Raw genomic sequence first — 16311 nt, 5'->3', positions numbered from 1 at the left:
ATCCGGACAATAAAGGCAGAGCAGCAATGAACGATCTATACGAGAGCCAAAGATCCATGCGCCATATGCGCAAGATTGCCATGCAGCGGGGCGTGGTGGCCATTCTGGATGTGGGCAGTTCCAAGATCGCATGCCTGGTTCTGCGCTTTGACGGTGGTGATACGCTGAATGACGAGGGCACGATCGGCTCGCTGGCGGGGCAAAGCGGTTTTCGCGTAATCGGTGCCGCGACGACCCGTTCGCGCGGCGTGAAATTTGGCGAGATCTGCGCCATGGGCGAAACCGAACGCGCCATCCGCACCGCTTTGCAAGCCGCGCAAAAAATGGCCGGTATCCGCGTTGATCAGGTCATCGCCTGTTTCTCCGGCGCCGAGCCGCGCAGCTACGGGCTTGATGCGCAAATTGATCTGGACGGGGAAACCGTGGCCGAAGACGATGTGGCTCGTGTGCTCGCCGAATGTGAAGTTCCCGAATATGGCGAGGACCGCGAAGTCCTCCATGCCCAGCCGGTGAACTTTGCGCTTGATCACCGCTCCGGTCTCAGCGATCCGCGGGGCCAGATGGGGCAGATGCTTTCAGTGGACATGCATATGCTGACCGTCGATGCCGCCGCCGTGCAGCATCTGGCGCATTGCATCAAACGCTGTGATCTGGAACTGGCGGGGATTGCATCTTCGGCCTATGTCTCCGGCATCTCGACGTTGGTCGAGGACGAACAGGAATTGGGTGCCGCTTGTATCGACATGGGGGGCGGTGCCACCGGCCTGTCGATCTTCATCAAGAAACACATGATCTATGCGGATACCGTGCGCATAGGGGGCGATCACGTCACGCAGGATATCTCGCTGGGACTTCAGGTGCCAACGGCGAATGCAGAACGGATCAAGACCTTTTATGGCGGCGTGCACGCCACGGGCATGGACGACCGCGAAATGATCGAGATCGGCGGCGATACCGGCGACTACGAACATGACCGCCGCACCGCCAGCCGCGCGGAGCTGATCGGCATCATGCGACCACGGGTCGAAGAAATCCTGGAAGAAGTGCGCGTGCGTCTGGATGCGGCAGGCTTTGACCATCTGCCCAGCCAACAGATCGTGCTCACCGGTGGCGGCAGCCAGATCCCCGGCCTTGACGGGTTGGCCAGCAAAATTCTGGGCCAACAGGTGCGTCTGGGGCGGCCACTTCGCGTGCATGGATTGCCACAGGCGGCGACGGGGCCGGGCTTTGCCTCTGCCGTGGGGCTATCGCTCTTTGCCGCACATCCACAGGATGAATGGTGGGACTTCGATATTCCGGCAGATAAATACCCGGCACGTTCGCTGAAACGTGCGGTGAAGTGGTTCAAGGACAACTGGTAGTTTGCGCTTGCTGCGGCTTCGGCTAGACAGACCTCATGAGTTTCAAAGACACAAAGGACCGCATCTGGGTCTACTATGATGCGGGCGCCTCTTGGCTGGCGCGGCGTTCGCGGCCTGTGCGCAAATTGGGATACGGCGTCTTTGGCGTGGTGCTTTGGATCGCCTATCTGGTGCCGGGCAGCAAGGTGCGGGCCACCTTCGCCGCCCTGAGACGCCATGTCGGCTGGGCATCATCCTTGCGGCTGTTTCACCGTTATGTCCGCGGTTTTTTGCGCGGGTTTGACCGTATCGAACAGGTGCGGCATGGGCGTACCGATGCGATCGACGCAATGCTGCGTATTCCGGATCAAGAACGGTTGGACGCGATGCTCAGCCAAGGTGGGGTGCTGTTGTTGGTGCCCCATGCCCATGCCACGCTGGCGATGGGACGGGGGCTGTCGCGGCACTATCCCTATCTGGCGCTGGTCCGGTCCACCGCAGACAAACGGCGCGCGGCATCAGAGTTGGGGCTTTATCGGAACCTCGGCTGCAAGTTCCTTGATATCCAATTGGAAAACCCGACGGTTGTCGCCCGGCAGGTGCTGACTGCGCTGAAGAAAGGGCAGTTGGTGGTCGCGATTGCCGATCGTTTGCGCACAACGCCGCCAGCGGACGACCCTGTAGATATCTCGAATGACGTGGTGCGGGTCACGTCGTTTGGCGCACCCGTAGGCATTGCAAGCTGGCCTGCGCGTTTTGCGGAGAAAGCAGGCGTGCCGATTGTCGCGGCCACCGTGGTGCAGAGCAGTTCAACAATTACGCTTGAGATGGGGCCGGCGGTCGACGCGACCCCCGATCTTCTGGGCACAACGCAGGCCTGGGTCGATGCACTGGAGCAGCTGAACATTGCGCATCCTGACGAATGGACCTTTGCGCTGGATCGGCATTGGTCAAAAGCCCTGCGTGGAACGGACCAAGGCACGTAAGGGAAGGGGCCGCGGCGCTCTGAATTTGGGTGACAAGCGTCTCCCGCCGTTCTATGATGAGACAAGTGTCGAGGCCAGTTTGAGAGCCACACCAAAAGACACGCGCGGGTCGAGCAGGACCTAAACAGAATTGAGTCGTTTTTCCCGCCCTGGTTGGGTGCGGGCCGAGCCGTGTTTTGTGGTGTGTTTCACATTTCTCACCAGATTTGGCGGTTTAGGCGAAATCTCGCGTGTTGCTTGCCAAGTTTGCGCCATATTTGGTAGGAAATCGGTGATTTATAGGTGACGTGGCGGGACAGTACCGTTAATGTTGCATAAATATTTGACGATAATGCGCTCATGGGACGTGGGCTTAACAACAGGCGGACAGCACATGACACTCAATCTTTCGATGCCCGGTCAGGAAGACCTCAAGCCACGGATCACCGTTTTCGGTGTGGGTGGTGCCGGTGGTAATGCGGTCAACAATATGATCGAAAAACAACTGGATGGCGTCGAGTTTGTCGTGGCGAACACGGATGCGCAGGCACTCCAGCAGGCCAAGTCGGAAAACCGCGTCCAGCTGGGTATCAAGGTAACCGAAGGTCTTGGCGCGGGTGCGCGGGCTTCCGTGGGTGCCGCCGCTGCTGAAGAATCAATCGAACAGATTGTCGATCATCTGGCTGGTGCGCATATGTGCTTTATCACTGCCGGCATGGGCGGCGGCACCGGGACAGGGGCCGCGCCAATCATCGCGCAAGCCGCCCGCGAGCTGGGTGTTTTGACCGTTGGTGTTGTGACCAAGCCCTTCCAGTTTGAAGGTGCCAAGCGCATGCGTCAGGCCGAGGACGGCGTTGAATCGCTGCAAAAGGTTGTCGATACGCTGATTATCATTCCGAACCAGAACCTGTTCCGTCTGGCAAACGAAAAGACAACTTTCACCGAAGCATTCTCCATGGCGGATGACGTGCTTTATCAAGGTGTCAAAGGCGTGACCGACCTGATGGTCCGTCCGGGCCTGATCAACCTCGACTTTGCTGATGTCCGCGCCGTGATGGACGAGATGGGCAAGGCGATGATGGGGACAGGCGAGGCCGAGGGCGAAGATCGCGCCATTCAGGCCGCCGAGAAGGCCATTGCGAACCCGCTGCTGGACGAAATCAGCCTGCGTGGCGCGAAGGGTGTTCTGATCAACATCACTGGCGGTGCCGATCTGACGCTGTTCGAACTGGACGAAGCGGCCAACCGCATCCGCGAGGAAGTGGACCCGGAGGCCAACATCATCGTTGGTTCGACACTGGACGAAGGTCTTGGTGGTCTCATGCGCGTCAGCGTTGTGGCCACAGGCATCGATGCGATGGATGTGAACACCGAAATGCCGGTACCGCGTCGCTCCATGAGCCAGCCTTTGCCGCAGCAGTCGTTTGAAGCACCTGCAGCAGCCGCCGCAGTATCTGCAACAGCCGCAACAGCGGCACCGCAGCAAGAAGAGACAAACGCGCCAACCTTGTTCGAAGATATGGATGTGCAGCGCACCGCCGCACAGGAACAGGCCGAGGATATCTTTGCGGAGGAAGAAACCGCAGATGCCGCCGATGATCTGCCGCCACCGGCATACCAGCCCGAGGTCGCAGCGTTCGAGCCACGCCGTGAGGAAGACCTTGAAGCGCAGCCCGAAGCCTATGTCGCGCCACGTGCGCCGGCACCAGGCACGCCATCGCCAGAGGCGTTGGCCCGTTTGCGTGCCGCTGCGCAGAAAACCAGCCCGACACAGGCCCAGCCCGCGCAGCAGCGCCAGCCTGCGGCTGAAGGTGGTCAGGCCGGTGGCGACAAGCCTCGTTTCGGGATCAACTCCCTGATCAACCGTATGACAGGCCATGCAGAAGGCGAGGCCCAAGCTCAGCCACAGCAGCGCCCGGCGCGCCAGCAACCACCGGTTCAGCAGCAGCCCGCAGCTGCGCCGCAGCCCCGTGTTGCTGCTGCACCGCAGCAAAAGCCAGAGCAGGATGCCGACCAGGATCGCATCGAAATTCCGGCATTCCTGCGCCGTCAGGCAAATTAATCAGTCACATTTGTGACAAAAGAGGTCGCCTTCGGGCGGCCTTTTTTCGTTTTGGCACATACCCTTAGGGCCGGGCAGGCATGATCGCGCCGTTTTGTTACAGCCATGTTTCAGTCGGTTGCAAAGATTGAGTTGAGTGTCACCACCCCGCGTCCTAGATCACACTCAATCTAGACAGCGATCTATGAACCCGAGGTTAACAAAGTGCAGACTACGATCAAAACACCGATCAGTTTCGACGGCAAAGGCCTGCATTCCGGCTTGCCAGCAACGGTAACCGTGCGCCCGGCAGGCGTGCACCATGGCATTTGGTTCAAACGCACGGACGTTATGGTAGGCGATCGTATGATCCCTGCGCGATGGGATGCGGTGAACCGCTCGCCTTTGTGCACAAAGCTTGAAAACGCGGCGGGCCTATCGGTGTCTACGGTAGAGCATCTGATGGCGGCCCTTGCAGGGTGTGGCATCCATAATGCGCTGATCGAACTTGATGGTCCCGAAGTGCCAATCCTTGACGGATCCGCCGTGCCATTCGTGCGCGGCTTCATGCAGCGCGGCATCCGCGTGCTGCCCGCGCCTGTCATGGCATTCGAAGTGCTGGAAACGGTTACAGTATCGGAAGGCGACGCATCAGCGACGCTGGCACCTTCTGACACGTTGCGGATTGATTTCGAAATTGATTTCGTGGACGAAGCCATTGGCCGTCAGAGCAAATCTTTGGTGATGAACAACGGCTCCTTCGCGCGCGAACTCTCAGACAGCCGCACTTTCTGCCGCAAGGCGGACGTGGACGCGATGCAGGCCAATGGTCTGGCCTTGGGCGGCAATTCCGGCGAAAACGCCGTGGTCTTTGACGGTGACAAAGTCGTCAGCCCCGGTGGTCTGCGCTATGCAGATGAGCCTGTGCGCCACAAGATGCTGGATGCATTGGGTGATCTGGCATTGGCCGGTGCGCCGCTTCTGGGGCATTACACGGGCGTGCGTGCGGGTCATTCATTGACTAACACGCTGCTGCGCAAGCTTTTTGCCACGCCCGGTGCGGTGCGCATGGTGGAATGTGACCGCGACATGGCGCAGCGTTTGCCGGGATACGGTCTCGTCTGGGATGAAATTCCCGAAGTTGCCTGAGGGCCCGTTTTGCGGCGCTCTGATGATACGCTTCGGGCCCCATTGATCCTCTCTCCCCGCCGTAGTAATTTCTTGTCAAAGCATTCAGGCACTGACCTGCATCCGCATTTTCGCTACCCTGCGAAATTCGGGGCAATCGGCGTTTTGCATTGCAGAATAATGTGCTAGCAAGAGCACAACAAAGGGTCGCCAAGACCAAAGGTGTATAGATGCAAGAGGTTCAGGGATGAGCGACAGGGGTTCAGCCGTACGGATGATCTGTACCGTGCTTGTATTGTCCGGCCTTGCGGCCTGTGGTGGCAACAGAAACGCAGGTCTTGTGGGGGGGAGCTTCTTTAACCCTCAGGACATCCCGCTTGAGACATATTCCGCCGAACAGATATTCGAGCGGGGCGAATACGAACTGTCCCGTGATCAGCCGGGCGAAGGGGCGTTTTTCTTTGCCGAGATTGAACGTCTGTATCCCTATTCCGACTGGGCGCGCCGGGCGTTGATCATGCAGGCCTTTGCCTATCACCGCGATCAGGACTATGAAAATAGCCGCTCTTCAGCGCAGCGGTTCATTGATTTCTATCCCGAAGATGACGATGCCGCTTATGCGCAATATCTTCTGGCGTTAAGCTATTATGACCAGATCGACGAAGTGGGCCGCGATCAGGGGCTGACCTTTCAGGCGTTGCAATCGCTGCGCACCGTGATCGAGACCTATCCCGACAGCGAATATGCGAAGTCCTCCATTCTGAAGTTCGATCTCGCCTTCGATCATCTGGCGGGCAAGGAGATGGAAATCGGGCGCTACTACTTGCGGCGGGACCACTATACCGCCGCGATCAACCGCTTTCGTGTGGTGGTCGAGGATTTCCAGACTACGACCCATACCGCAGAGGCGCTGCACCGTCTGGTGGAAAGCTATCTGTCACTGGGCCTTACACGCGAGGCGCAGACCGCCGGGGCCATTCTGGGGCACAACTTCCAATCCACCGAATGGTACGAAGACAGCTATAAGCTGTTGACCGGGCAGGGGCTGGAGCCTGCGTTCTTCAAGGACAATTGGCTGGCCGCTCTTTACCGCCAGACGATCAAGGGCGAGTGGATTTAACAGGTGGGGTAATGCCCCACCCGACAGGCTGATCTGATGCTGCGCGGGCTCGATATCTCTGACATGCTGATCATTGACCGGTTGGAACTCGGGTTCCAGCCGGGTCTGAACGTGCTGACTGGTGAAACCGGGGCGGGCAAATCTATCCTTCTGGATTCGCTGGGGTTTGTGCTGGGCTGGCGTGGTCGGGCCGATCTGGTGCGGCAGGGTGCGGCACAGGGCGAGGTCACGGCGTGGTTCGATTTGACCCTCGATCATCCGGCACGGCAAGTGCTGGAAGAGGCCGGTCTGCCCGTCGAGGACGAGTTGATCCTGCGCCGGGTGAACAGCGCCGACGGTCGCAAGACTGCATGGGTTAATAACCGCCGATGTTCGGGCGAAGTGTTGCGCGCGCTATCGGATACGCTGGTGGAATTGCACGGCCAGCATGATGATCGCGGCTTGCTGAATCCCAAGGGGCATCGCGCAATTCTGGACGAATTCGCCGGGAATGCAGCAGCGCAGGCCAAAGTGCGCAGCGCATGGTCGGCGCTGGGTGCCGCCCGCAAGGCGGCGGCAGCAGCAGCGGCCGAGCGGGAGGCGATCAAGGCCGAAGAAGACTTTTTGCGCCACGCGGTCGCCGAGTTGGACAAGCTTGATCCGAAGGAGGGCGAGGAAGCCAGCCTTGATACCAAGCGCCGGATGATGCAATCGGCGGAGAAAATACGCGGCGATGTGGTTAACGCTTACGAGATGATGGGCCAGAACGGCGCAGAGCGTCATATGAGTGATGCATTGCGCTGGCTGGACGGGGCCGCAGGCGCGGCCGAAGGCGCGTTGGAAGCACCGATGGCCGCTCTTGGCCGCGCGATGGTGGAGTTGGACGATGCCCTGTCTGGTGTGGCGGATGCCATTGACCAAATGTCATTTAATCCGCTGGAATTGGAAGAGGCGGAAGAAAGGCTCTTTGCGATCCGCGCCTTGGCCCGCAAACACGATGTAGCCCCCGATGATCTGGCCGGTTTTGCAAGCGTGTTGCGCGGCAAGCTGGAAGCGCTGGATGCGGGCGAGGCTGCACAGGCCGGGCTCGAAAAAGCGGTGCGCGATGCGCAGGCCGACTACGATATGGCCGCAGAAGCTTTGACGGCAGCACGGCAAAAGGCGGCGGGCAAGCTGGACCAGGCTGTCTCTGCAGAGCTTGCTCCGCTCAAGATGGATCGCGCGGTATTCCAGACCCAGATCACCCCCGAAACACCCGGCCCGGATGGCCGGGATGCGGTCAGCTTTACAGTGGCGACAAACCCCGGTGCGCCCGCAGGTCCACTGGGCAAGATCGCGTCTGGCGGGGAGCTCAGCCGCTTCTTGCTGGCGCTCAAGGTCTGTCTGACCAAAGGCCAAACCGGACTGACAATGATATTCGATGAAATCGACCGGGGCGTAGGCGGGGCCACTGCCGATGCGGTGGGCCGCAGGCTACAGGCATTGGCCACAGATGGTCAGGTATTGGTGGTGACCCATTCCCCGCAGGTCGCAGCCCTTGGTGGCCATCACTGGCGGGTGCAGAAATCAGTGAGCAAGGGCATGACGACCTCAACCGTCGTGCCTCTTGATGCTGGCGAACGGGTAGACGAGGTTGCGCGGATGCTGGCGGGGGATCAGGTGACAGACGCCGCCCGCGCTGCCGCCGAGGCGCTACTGGCGGGATGATCGCGCCGCGGGAGGGCATAAGATGAACGATCCGCACCCCTCTTTCGTGAACCAGCAAATGACCCTTGCGCTGACCTCGTGCAAGACCGGTTGGCAGGTGCTGCGCCACAAGGGACCGGGCAAGGTTACCTTTTGGTTTATAGCGCTTTTGATTGGTATTTCGGCAGGCTTCGCGGCCCTGTTTTTTCGCAAAGGCATCAACTGGTTACAATCCACGCTGTACGGCACCGAAGACGTCAACACGCTGCATAGTTTCCTGTCGGGGTTGGAGTGGTACTGGATCGTTTTGATCCCGACATTGGGCGGGCTGACCGTTGGTTTGATCCTGAACCATTTCACGCCGGATGCGCGTGCGCGGTCGGTGGCGGATGTCATCACAGGTGCGGCGCTGCACGATGGTCGGGTGGAAACCAAAGCCGGTCTCGCTTCGACACTGGCTTCCATGATCACCCTCAGCACGGGGGGGTCTTCGGGACGTGAAGGACCGGTGGTCCATCTGGCGGGAGTGATCTCGACCTGGGTTTGCGAGCGGATTAATGCGGATGGCATTACCGGGCGTGACCTCTTGGGCTGCGCAGTGGCGGCGGGCGTTTCGGCCAGCTTTAACGCCCCCATCGCCGGTGCGCTTTTCGCGCTTGAAGTGGTGCTGCGCCATTTTGCCGTCCATGCTTTTGCCCCCATTGTCATCGCCAGCGTTGCGGGGACCGTGATCAACCGCATCGAGTTTGGCGGCGTCACCGAATTTACCTTGCCGACCTACGGAGATTTGCAATTTTACGTCGAATTGCCTGCATTTTTGCTGCTGGGACTGACCTGTGGTCTGGTGGCCGTAGCCCTGATGCGCAGCATTTTCTGGGCAGAGGATTTCGGTAATTATCTGCAAAACCGCACGGGCTGGCCGCGCTGGTTGCGCCCTGCGGTTGCAGGCGCTTTGCTGGGCGTCATCGCGCTGCAATTCCCGCATATCATCGGCGTTGGTTACGAGACCGTTTCGCTGGCCCTCACCGGGGAACTGGTCCTGCACGAGGCCGTGATCTTTGCAGTGCTCAAGGTCGCTGCGGTGGCGATCACGCTGGGTGGGCGCATGGGGGGCGGTGTGTTTTCGCCCTCGCTGATGATCGGCGCTTTGACGGGGCTCGGGTTCGGCTTGATCGCCACGGGTTTCTTGCCGGATGTCTCGGGTTCCTCCTCGCTTTATGCACTGGCGGGCATGGGGGCCGTGGCCGCAGCCGTACTGGGCGCGCCGATTTCGACCACTTTGATTGTGTTCGAACTGACAGGCGACTGGCAAACGGGATTGGCAGTAATGGTGGCGGTTTCGATGTCCACCGCTTTGTCCAGCCGGATCGTCGATCGCAGCTTTTTCCTTACCCAGATCGAACGGCGGGGCATCCACTTGGCTGCGGGTCCGCAGGCCTATCTGTTGGGGATGTTCACCGTGGCGCGGATCATGCGCGCGTCGGATGACCCGAGGGCCGCTGACGCTGATACCTGTTGGGAATTGATCAACGCCGGCACCTACATCGACAGCGCTGCCACACTTGAACAAGCGATGCCGATTTTCGACAGCAGCGGTGCGCGGTATATCCCCGTGGTGACCTTAGTGGCTGATGCGCCACCCGAGCTTCTGGGTGCACTTTTTCATGTGGATGCGCTCAAAGCGTATAATCGCGCTCTGGCTGCAACGGCGGCCGAAGAACACTCGTAGTAGTGGGATGTGTTGCCACCGGCTGTGCAATCCACCCGGCCGCCATAGTACTGTTTCGCATAGCGCACCAATGGTGATGAAATCGGCCCGAGAAACTGTGGCATTTCAAAGGCAAGGGGATATGCTGGAAACAGTAAATTTCAAAAAGGAGCCGTGCTGCCATGCTCGCCTATGTACTTTTGCCCTTGCTGGGCCTCGGATTGATCGCTGCCATATTTGACGACGATGACAATGACGATGACAACCAGCCGGTAACCGAGACACCACCTGAGGATTTTGAGGGAACAGATGGTGCGGATAATTTGATCGGCACGGGCGGCGGCGATTTGATGAGCGGGCTGGAAGGCAACGACGAACTGCGCGGCTATGGCGGCGACGATACGATCCTTGGCGGACCGGGCGATGACTTTGCCGTCGGCGGGGATGGTGACGATTCCATGCAGGGCAACAATGGCGACGACACGCTTTGGGGCCGCAACGGCGACGACCGTATGAATGGCGGCAACGGCGACGACACGATGCGCGGCGACAACGGCGACGACGTGCTGCGCGGTGGCAACGGGGATGACGCGCTCTTGGGCGGGCCGGGCGATGACGCTTTGCTGGGCAACTCCGGTAATGATCTGATTGAAACGGGCAATGGCGCAGACACTGTCTTTGGTGGCAATGGCGATGACCGCATCACTGGATACCGTCTTCCGGTGGCCGACGGCATCCTGGCGGGCGAAGATGATCTGCTTGCCGATGAACTGAACGGCGGGACGGGTGATGACACGATCACCGGAAATCTGGGCGACATCATCACCGGTGGGGAAGGCGCGGACCTGATCCGCACCATCGGCTTTGACCAAGAAAACGGTGGCGGTGTTGTGGTCACTGATTTTGACCCAGCCGAAGACGTGCTGCTGATGGCCTCCAGCGTCGGACCTGATGCCACTGTTGAGGCGGATGACCCGCGCATCAGTATCGTGCAGGATGCAAATGGAGCCGATACGAACGTCTTTTTCGAAGAGACCCTGATCGCCGTATTGCAGAATACCAGCGCGGCGGACTTGCTGGCTGACACATCATGGTTCGGAAACATCGAGGGCGAGCCACCAGTTACCGAGATTGATGGCACAGCGGGCGATGATACGCTTGCCGGCACAGGTGGCGCTGATGCGATCACAGGTGGCGACGGCAACGACGAAATTCGCGGCTTTGGTGCGAACGACAAGGTAAGCGGCGGCACGGGTGATGACTTCCTGATCGGTGGTGCGGATGATGATGCTCTGCTCGGCGAGGAAGGTGCTGATACGCTTTGGGGCCTCAGCGGTGATGACGCGCTTGAAGGTGGTGACGGCAATGATGTCATGCGCGGCGATCCGGGCAATGACGTGCTGAACGGTGGACGCGGCATCGACGCTCTTTTGGGCGGTGACGGCGATGACACGCTGAACGGCGGCGACGATAATGATGTCTTGCAGACCGGCGACGGCGCTGATGTCGCCAATGGCGAGGACGGGCGCGATGTCATCACAGGCTATGACGACAGCCTCAACAACGTGCCGCTTGGCTCAACCGATAGCGCCGCCGATACGCTGGATGGCGGGATCAACAACGACACAATCACCGGCAATGATGGCGACGTGATCACCGGTGGCGCAGGCGATGACAGCATCAGCGTGGTTGGCCTTGGGCTGGCGGGGCAGGACGCGGTCACCGTGACTGACTTTGATCCAGCCGACGACGTGCTGTTGCTGCGTGACGGCGCAGGTGAAGTTGCTTCATTGAACCTGGATAATCTGGTGATCCGTGCCGGCGACAACGCAAACGAAACCGAAGTCGTCTATGACGGTCAGGTGATGGCGATCCTGCAAAACACCGATACCGCAGCATTGTCGGCCGACCGGGCATGGCTGGGCAACCCGATCTTCGCCGAGGCAGTGCCGCTTCCGGTAGAGCCGGTTGTGGAGCCTGTCATTCCGGTTGCTGAGCCAGAGATCGCCGTGGATCCGGTAGTGGCTGCTTCCGAGGCTGTGGATCCGGTGGATGCGCGCGGCGAAATCGCCTGAGGCACCCTGCGGATCCGTCAGCAGGTGACGATAACGAAAAAACCGGGGCCAGTTGGCTCCGGTTTTTGCTTTTTAGTGACTGCGATGTAGTGACAGCCGCCAAGGCTTACCTGCCTAAATTTGTTCGACGGTGATCTCTTCCATCGCATAGAACGCAAGGTGATCCTTGATCTCGGCCACGTCGTCTTTCGGGTCTTCATAAGACCACACCGCATTCGTAAGTGTCCGGCTCTTGGTGACCACAGAAAAATATCGCGCATCGCCTTTGTGCGGACAATGACTGGTCTCGTCACTGTCATCAAGAAACGCCATCGCAATATCGCCGCGCGGGAAATAGATGACCGGCGGGTAATCCCCTTCGGTCAATTCCAGCGCATTGCTGCTTTCGCCCAATACGGCCCCGCCTGCGCGAACGGTCCATGTGCCCGGCGCTTTCGCCACCTTGATATGACTAGCCATCTGTCTGCTCTCCCTCGAATACGCTGTTCCGAACCTACAGTGGTTCAGTTGCCGCATCCAACCACAGTTTTGTGGCGGGCGATACCCGTGGGCCGATCTTCCGTGCCACCTCGGCGTGATAAGTATTGAGCCAGTCGCGTGCAGCGGGGTCCAGCAAGGCGGGATCAATCAGACGTTTGTCGATGGGAGCAAAGCTGAGGGTTTCCCAGTGCAGCATGGCGCGGTGATCGTCGCCGCCGGGCAGCGCAGGCGCGTCGCGCACCACAAGCAGGTTCTCGATGCGGATGCCGAAAGCTCCTTCGCGGTAATAGCCCGGTTCGTTGCTCAGGATCATGCCGGGGCGCAGGGGCACCGTGCTGATCCTGCTTAACCGTTGCGGCCCTTCGTGCACACTCAGATAGGCACCAACCCCGTGGCCCAGCCCGTGGTCAAAGTCCTGTCCTGCAAGCCATAGCGGCATCCGGCCCACTGCTTCGATATGACTTCCCGCGAGCCCGGCAGGCCAGCGTAGGCGGCTCATGGCGATCATGCCCGCAAGCACGCGGGTAAAGGCAGCACAGGCCTCTGCGGGCGGGGCACCGATGGCCACGGTGCGGGTGATATCGGTGGTGCCGTCAAGGTATTGCCCACCGGAATCGAGCACCAAGAGCTGGCCGTCCTCCAAGACGCTGTCGGTCTCGGTCGTAACCCGGTAATGCATGATCGCACCATTCGGGCCGCTGCCTGCGATGGTATCGAAACTGATGTCCTGCAGCGCGTTACTGGTGCGCCGGAAGCCTTCGAGTTTGCTGACCACCTGGGTTTCCGTCACTGTGTCCGGTGCCTGCGCGTCCAGCCAGGCGAGCAGTTCACACAAGGCGGCCCCGTCGCGCAGATGCGCCTCAACGGAGCCTGCAATCTCGGCCTCGTTCTTGCAAGCCTTGGGCAGGGAGCAGGGATCCTCGCCCCAGCTCGCGCGGTCCCCTAGCGTGTCGGCTACGATCACGGGAACGCTTTGCTTGTCCAGCCGGACCGGACCTTCGAGCCCCTCGAGAAAGCTGAGGAACTGGTCAGGTTCATAGGTGGAAACTTCGGGTCCTAGATGCTCGGCAACAGGGGCGAGTTTCGGGCGCGACATGAACAGATCAACCGCACCTGTGTCGTGCAGCACGGCAAACCCGTGTACCACAGGATTGCGCGGAATATCGGCACCCCGAATGTTCAATAGCCAGTTGTGGCTGTCGGGCAGGGTGATTACTGCGGCTTTCTCGCCTGCATCTTTCAATCCTTGGGCCAGACGCCCGCGTTTCGCGGCGTGGCTTTCGCCGGCAAATTCCAGCGGATGGATCTTGACAGGTTCCATCGGCGCGGGCGGTTGATCGGTCCAGATGCGGTCCACAAGATTGGCGCAGCGTTTCAGCACCACGCCGCTACCTGCCAATGCGGCTTCGGTCTGGGCAATCTGGCCGGGTGTGTGCAACCACGGGTCAAACCCCACGGTGCCGTCCTGCGGCAATTGCTCTGACAGCCAAGTGGCGAGCGAGATTTCGGGCCACGGCACCGGCGTAAATTCGGCCGCCACTTGCGCTTTGACTTGCGTGCGGTATCGCCCGTCGATGAACACGCCCGATACATCCCGCAAAGCACAGCAAAATCCGGCCGAACCGGTAAAGCCTGTAAGCCACGCCAACCGATCGTCATGGGGTGCCACATATTCACCTTGATAGGCATCTGCACGGGGGATCAGAAAACCGTCTAATCCTTCTGCGGCCAATTCAGTACGCAGCGCTTGCAGGCGGGGCGGCCCCTGTTCCGGCCTCGCGGTTACCTCGAAACTCTGGAACATCGCCAACACCTTCACCCTTTTTCAAATACCCGACACCGTCCCGTCAGCCTGCGCGACGCATGCCCATGACGCGCGCCCGTGCCCGTGGGTCGCTGTCGAATAGCGCTGCAAGCTGTTCGGTCATCGCCCCGGCCAGTTGATCCACATCAGTGATCGTCACGGCACGATCGTAATAGCGTGTCACATCGTGCCCGATACCGATGGCCAGCAGTTCCACCGCGCGGCGCTTTTCGACCATCGCGATCACGTCACGCAGGTGCTTTTCCAAGTAGTTGGCAGGGTTCACCGACAGGGTGGAATCGTCCACCGGCGCACCATCGCTGATCACCATCAGGATCTTGCGCGCTTCGTGCCGGGCCATCATGCGGCGGTGCGCCCATTCCAGCGCCTCACCGTCGATGTTTTCTTTCAGCAGACCCTCTTTCATCATCAGACCCAGATTATCACGGGTCCGCCGCCAAGGCGCGTCGGCGGATTTATAGATGATGTGGCGCAGATCGTTCAGGCGACCGGGCTGCACCGGGCGGCCTTCGTTCAGCCAGGCCTCGCGGGCCTGTCCGCCTTTCCAGGCGCGGGTGGTAAAGCCAAGAATCTCGACCTTGACGTTGCACCGTTCCAGCGTGCGGGCCAGTACGTCGGCACAGATCGCGGCAATGGAGATGGGGCGCCCGCGCATGGAACCGGAGTTATCCAGCAAAAGCGTCACACAGGTGTCGCGGAACTCGGTGTCTTTTTCCTGTTTGAACGACAGCGGCGTGGTGGGGTTGGCAACAACCCGCGCCAGACGGCCCGCATCCAGCGTGCCTTCTTCCAGATCGAATTCCCAGGAGCGGTTCTGCTGTGCCTGCAAACGGCGCTGCAACTTGTTCGCAAGACGGCTGACCGCGCCCTTCAAAGGCTCCAACTGCTGATCGAGATAGGCGCGCAAGCGTTCTAATTCGACCGCATCGGCGAGGTCTTCGGCACCGATAACCTCGTCATGTGTGTCCTGATAGACCAAGTAATTGGGGTCGGCGTCCGAGACAGGCTGCGGGGCAGGTGGCTCCATCGGGGCGTCGCCTTCGGGCATTTCTGCCTCGTCGCCCAGTTCCTGCTCCGCCATGTCGTCCATGCTGACCTGCGCCTCGGCGCTGTCCTGCTGGTCTTCTTGGGACTGCTCGGCAGAGCCTTCGGCATCATCCTCGTCCTGATCATCCTCGCCGGTGCTATCGGGGTCTTGCTCCTCCTCAGCGCCTTCTTCGGCATCGTCCTCCATATCCTCATCCAGCGCATCGGGGTCATCGCCCAACTGATCGCCATAGCCCAGATCGGTGATCATTTGCCGCGCAAAACGGGCAAAGGCCGATTGATCGTCAAGGATCTCGTTCATGTCGTCCAGCGTGCCTCCGGCCTGATCTTCGATAAAGCCGCGCCACAACTCCATCGCGTTTTCGGCACCCGCAGGCAGATCGCGGCCCGTGGCAAGATGGCGCACCAGATAGCCAGCTGCAGTTGCCAGCGGCACATCGCTGGCCTGTTTGGCCTGATCATAGCCCTTGCGCAGGGCTTCGTGCTTGATCTTGACGTCAATATTCGTGGCGGTACCCGGCATGTCTCGCGCGCCAACCGCCTCGCAGCGGGCGGTTTCCATCGCCTCATAAAGATCGCGGGCCATCTCGCCCTGCGGCTGATAGCGGGCGTGGGTCTGGCCGTTGTGATAGCGCCGGTTCAGAGCCAATGCATCGGCTGTGCCGCGTGCCATCAGCACCTCTTCGCGGGTCATGCGGCGCGACACCTGCGGCAGCCGCATGCTGTCGCCGGACAGTCCCGAAGGATCGACGGAATAGCTGACGTTCAATTCGGGATCGTTGGCCATGACCTTGGAGGCCTCGGCCAAGGCTTTCTTGAACGCATCTGCGGGATTGTCGGATGGTTTGCTCAACTCAGTCTTCCCCCGGTGCTGGTTCAAAACCTTTCAAAGGTTTTGCCAAATTTCTCTGTCAGAA

11 protein-coding genes are annotated in these 16311 nt (G+C 60.1%); 8 read left to right on the top strand and 3 right to left on the bottom strand.

All coding sequences use genetic code 11. The features are described 5' to 3' along the window. Positions 1–26: 26 nt before the first annotated feature. The 8 genes from ftsA (at position 27) to Z945_RS0117410 (ending at position 12042) form a co-directional block, all read left to right on the top strand. Entirely contained in the window at positions 27–1361 is a 1335-nt protein-coding gene (ftsA, locus tag Z945_RS0117445; RefSeq protein ID WP_025053380.1) for a cell division protein FtsA, read from the top strand. 35 nt (positions 1362–1396) lie between these two features. Further along, the gene (locus Z945_RS0117440) at positions 1397–2326 is read left to right on the top strand and encodes an LpxL/LpxP family acyltransferase (protein ID WP_025053379.1); all 930 of its coding nucleotides are present in this window, start codon (positions 1397–1399) and stop codon (positions 2324–2326) included. Positions 2327–2699: 373 nt separating this feature from the next. After that, entirely contained in the window at positions 2700–4367 is a 1668-nt protein-coding gene (gene ftsZ, locus Z945_RS0117435) for a cell division protein FtsZ (RefSeq protein WP_025053378.1), read from the top strand. A gap of 204 nt (positions 4368–4571) precedes the next feature. Then, on the top strand, positions 4572–5495 hold the full coding sequence (gene lpxC / locus Z945_RS0117430) for a UDP-3-O-acyl-N-acetylglucosamine deacetylase (protein WP_025053377.1): 924 nt from the start codon (positions 4572–4574) through the stop codon (positions 5493–5495). Between the two features lie 226 nt (positions 5496–5721). Continuing rightward, a complete protein-coding gene (locus Z945_RS0117425; RefSeq protein WP_025053376.1) occupies positions 5722–6594 on the top strand; it encodes an outer membrane protein assembly factor BamD in 873 nt (290 codons plus the stop codon). A 36-nt stretch (positions 6595–6630) separates the two neighbouring features. Continuing rightward, positions 6631–8280, top strand: coding sequence for a DNA repair protein RecN (gene recN, locus Z945_RS0117420; protein ID WP_025053375.1), 1650 nt, complete (start codon positions 6631–6633; stop codon positions 8278–8280). A 22-nt stretch (positions 8281–8302) separates the two neighbouring features. Further along, the gene (locus Z945_RS0117415) at positions 8303–9988 is read left to right on the top strand and encodes a chloride channel protein (RefSeq protein ID WP_025053374.1); all 1686 of its coding nucleotides are present in this window, start codon (positions 8303–8305) and stop codon (positions 9986–9988) included. Between the two features lie 161 nt (positions 9989–10149). Beyond that, a complete protein-coding gene (locus Z945_RS0117410; protein ID WP_025053373.1) occupies positions 10150–12042 on the top strand; it encodes a calcium-binding protein in 1893 nt (630 codons plus the stop codon). 114 nt (positions 12043–12156) lie between these two features. On the opposite strand, the gene Z945_RS0117405 is transcribed toward Z945_RS0117410, so the two are convergent. From Z945_RS0117405 to cobT, 3 genes are read right to left on the bottom strand one after another with little or no spacing between them, the layout of a single operon-like run. After that, positions 12157–12501: a DUF427 domain-containing protein gene (locus Z945_RS0117405; protein WP_025053372.1), complete on the bottom strand. Its 345-nt coding sequence runs from the start codon at positions 12499–12501 to the stop codon at positions 12157–12159. Positions 12502–12535: 34 nt separating this feature from the next. Then, positions 12536–14326, bottom strand: coding sequence for an aminopeptidase P family protein (locus tag Z945_RS0117400; RefSeq protein WP_025053371.1), 1791 nt, complete (start codon positions 14324–14326; stop codon positions 12536–12538). 43 nt (positions 14327–14369) lie between these two features. Next, positions 14370–16247, bottom strand: a complete 1878-nt coding sequence (gene cobT, locus Z945_RS0117395; RefSeq protein WP_025053370.1) for a cobaltochelatase subunit CobT — start codon at positions 16245–16247, stop codon at positions 14370–14372. Between the last annotated feature and the right edge of the window lie 64 nt (positions 16248–16311).

It is taken from the genome of Sulfitobacter noctilucae, assembly GCF_000622365.1.
Taxonomy (GTDB): domain Bacteria; phylum Pseudomonadota; class Alphaproteobacteria; order Rhodobacterales; family Rhodobacteraceae; genus Sulfitobacter; species Sulfitobacter noctilucae.
Note: the sequence above shows the minus strand (reverse complement) of the source record. Positions and strands in the feature narration are given on the sequence as shown.

Excerpts from the sequence above, each read along its gene's own strand:
- ftsA (WP_025053380.1), top strand. The coding sequence starts at position 27 with ATGAACGATCTATACGAGAGCCAAAGATCCATGCGCCATATGCGCAAG.
- Z945_RS0117440 (WP_025053379.1), top strand. The coding sequence starts at position 1,397 with ATGAGTTTCAAAGACACAAAGGACCGCATCTGGGTCTACTATGATGCG.
- ftsZ (WP_025053378.1), top strand. The coding sequence starts at position 2,700 with ATGACACTCAATCTTTCGATGCCCGGTCAGGAAGACCTCAAGCCACGG.
- Z945_RS0117425 (WP_025053376.1), top strand. The coding sequence starts at position 5,722 with ATGAGCGACAGGGGTTCAGCCGTACGGATGATCTGTACCGTGCTTGTA.
- recN (WP_025053375.1), top strand. The coding sequence starts at position 6,631 with ATGCTGCGCGGGCTCGATATCTCTGACATGCTGATCATTGACCGGTTG.
- Z945_RS0117415 (WP_025053374.1), top strand. The coding sequence starts at position 8,303 with ATGAACGATCCGCACCCCTCTTTCGTGAACCAGCAAATGACCCTTGCG.
- Z945_RS0117410 (WP_025053373.1), top strand. The coding sequence starts at position 10,150 with ATGCTCGCCTATGTACTTTTGCCCTTGCTGGGCCTCGGATTGATCGCT.
- Z945_RS0117405 (WP_025053372.1), bottom strand. The coding sequence starts at position 12,501 with ATGGCTAGTCATATCAAGGTGGCGAAAGCGCCGGGCACATGGACCGTT.
- Z945_RS0117400 (WP_025053371.1), bottom strand. The coding sequence starts at position 14,326 with ATGTTCCAGAGTTTCGAGGTAACCGCGAGGCCGGAACAGGGGCCGCCC.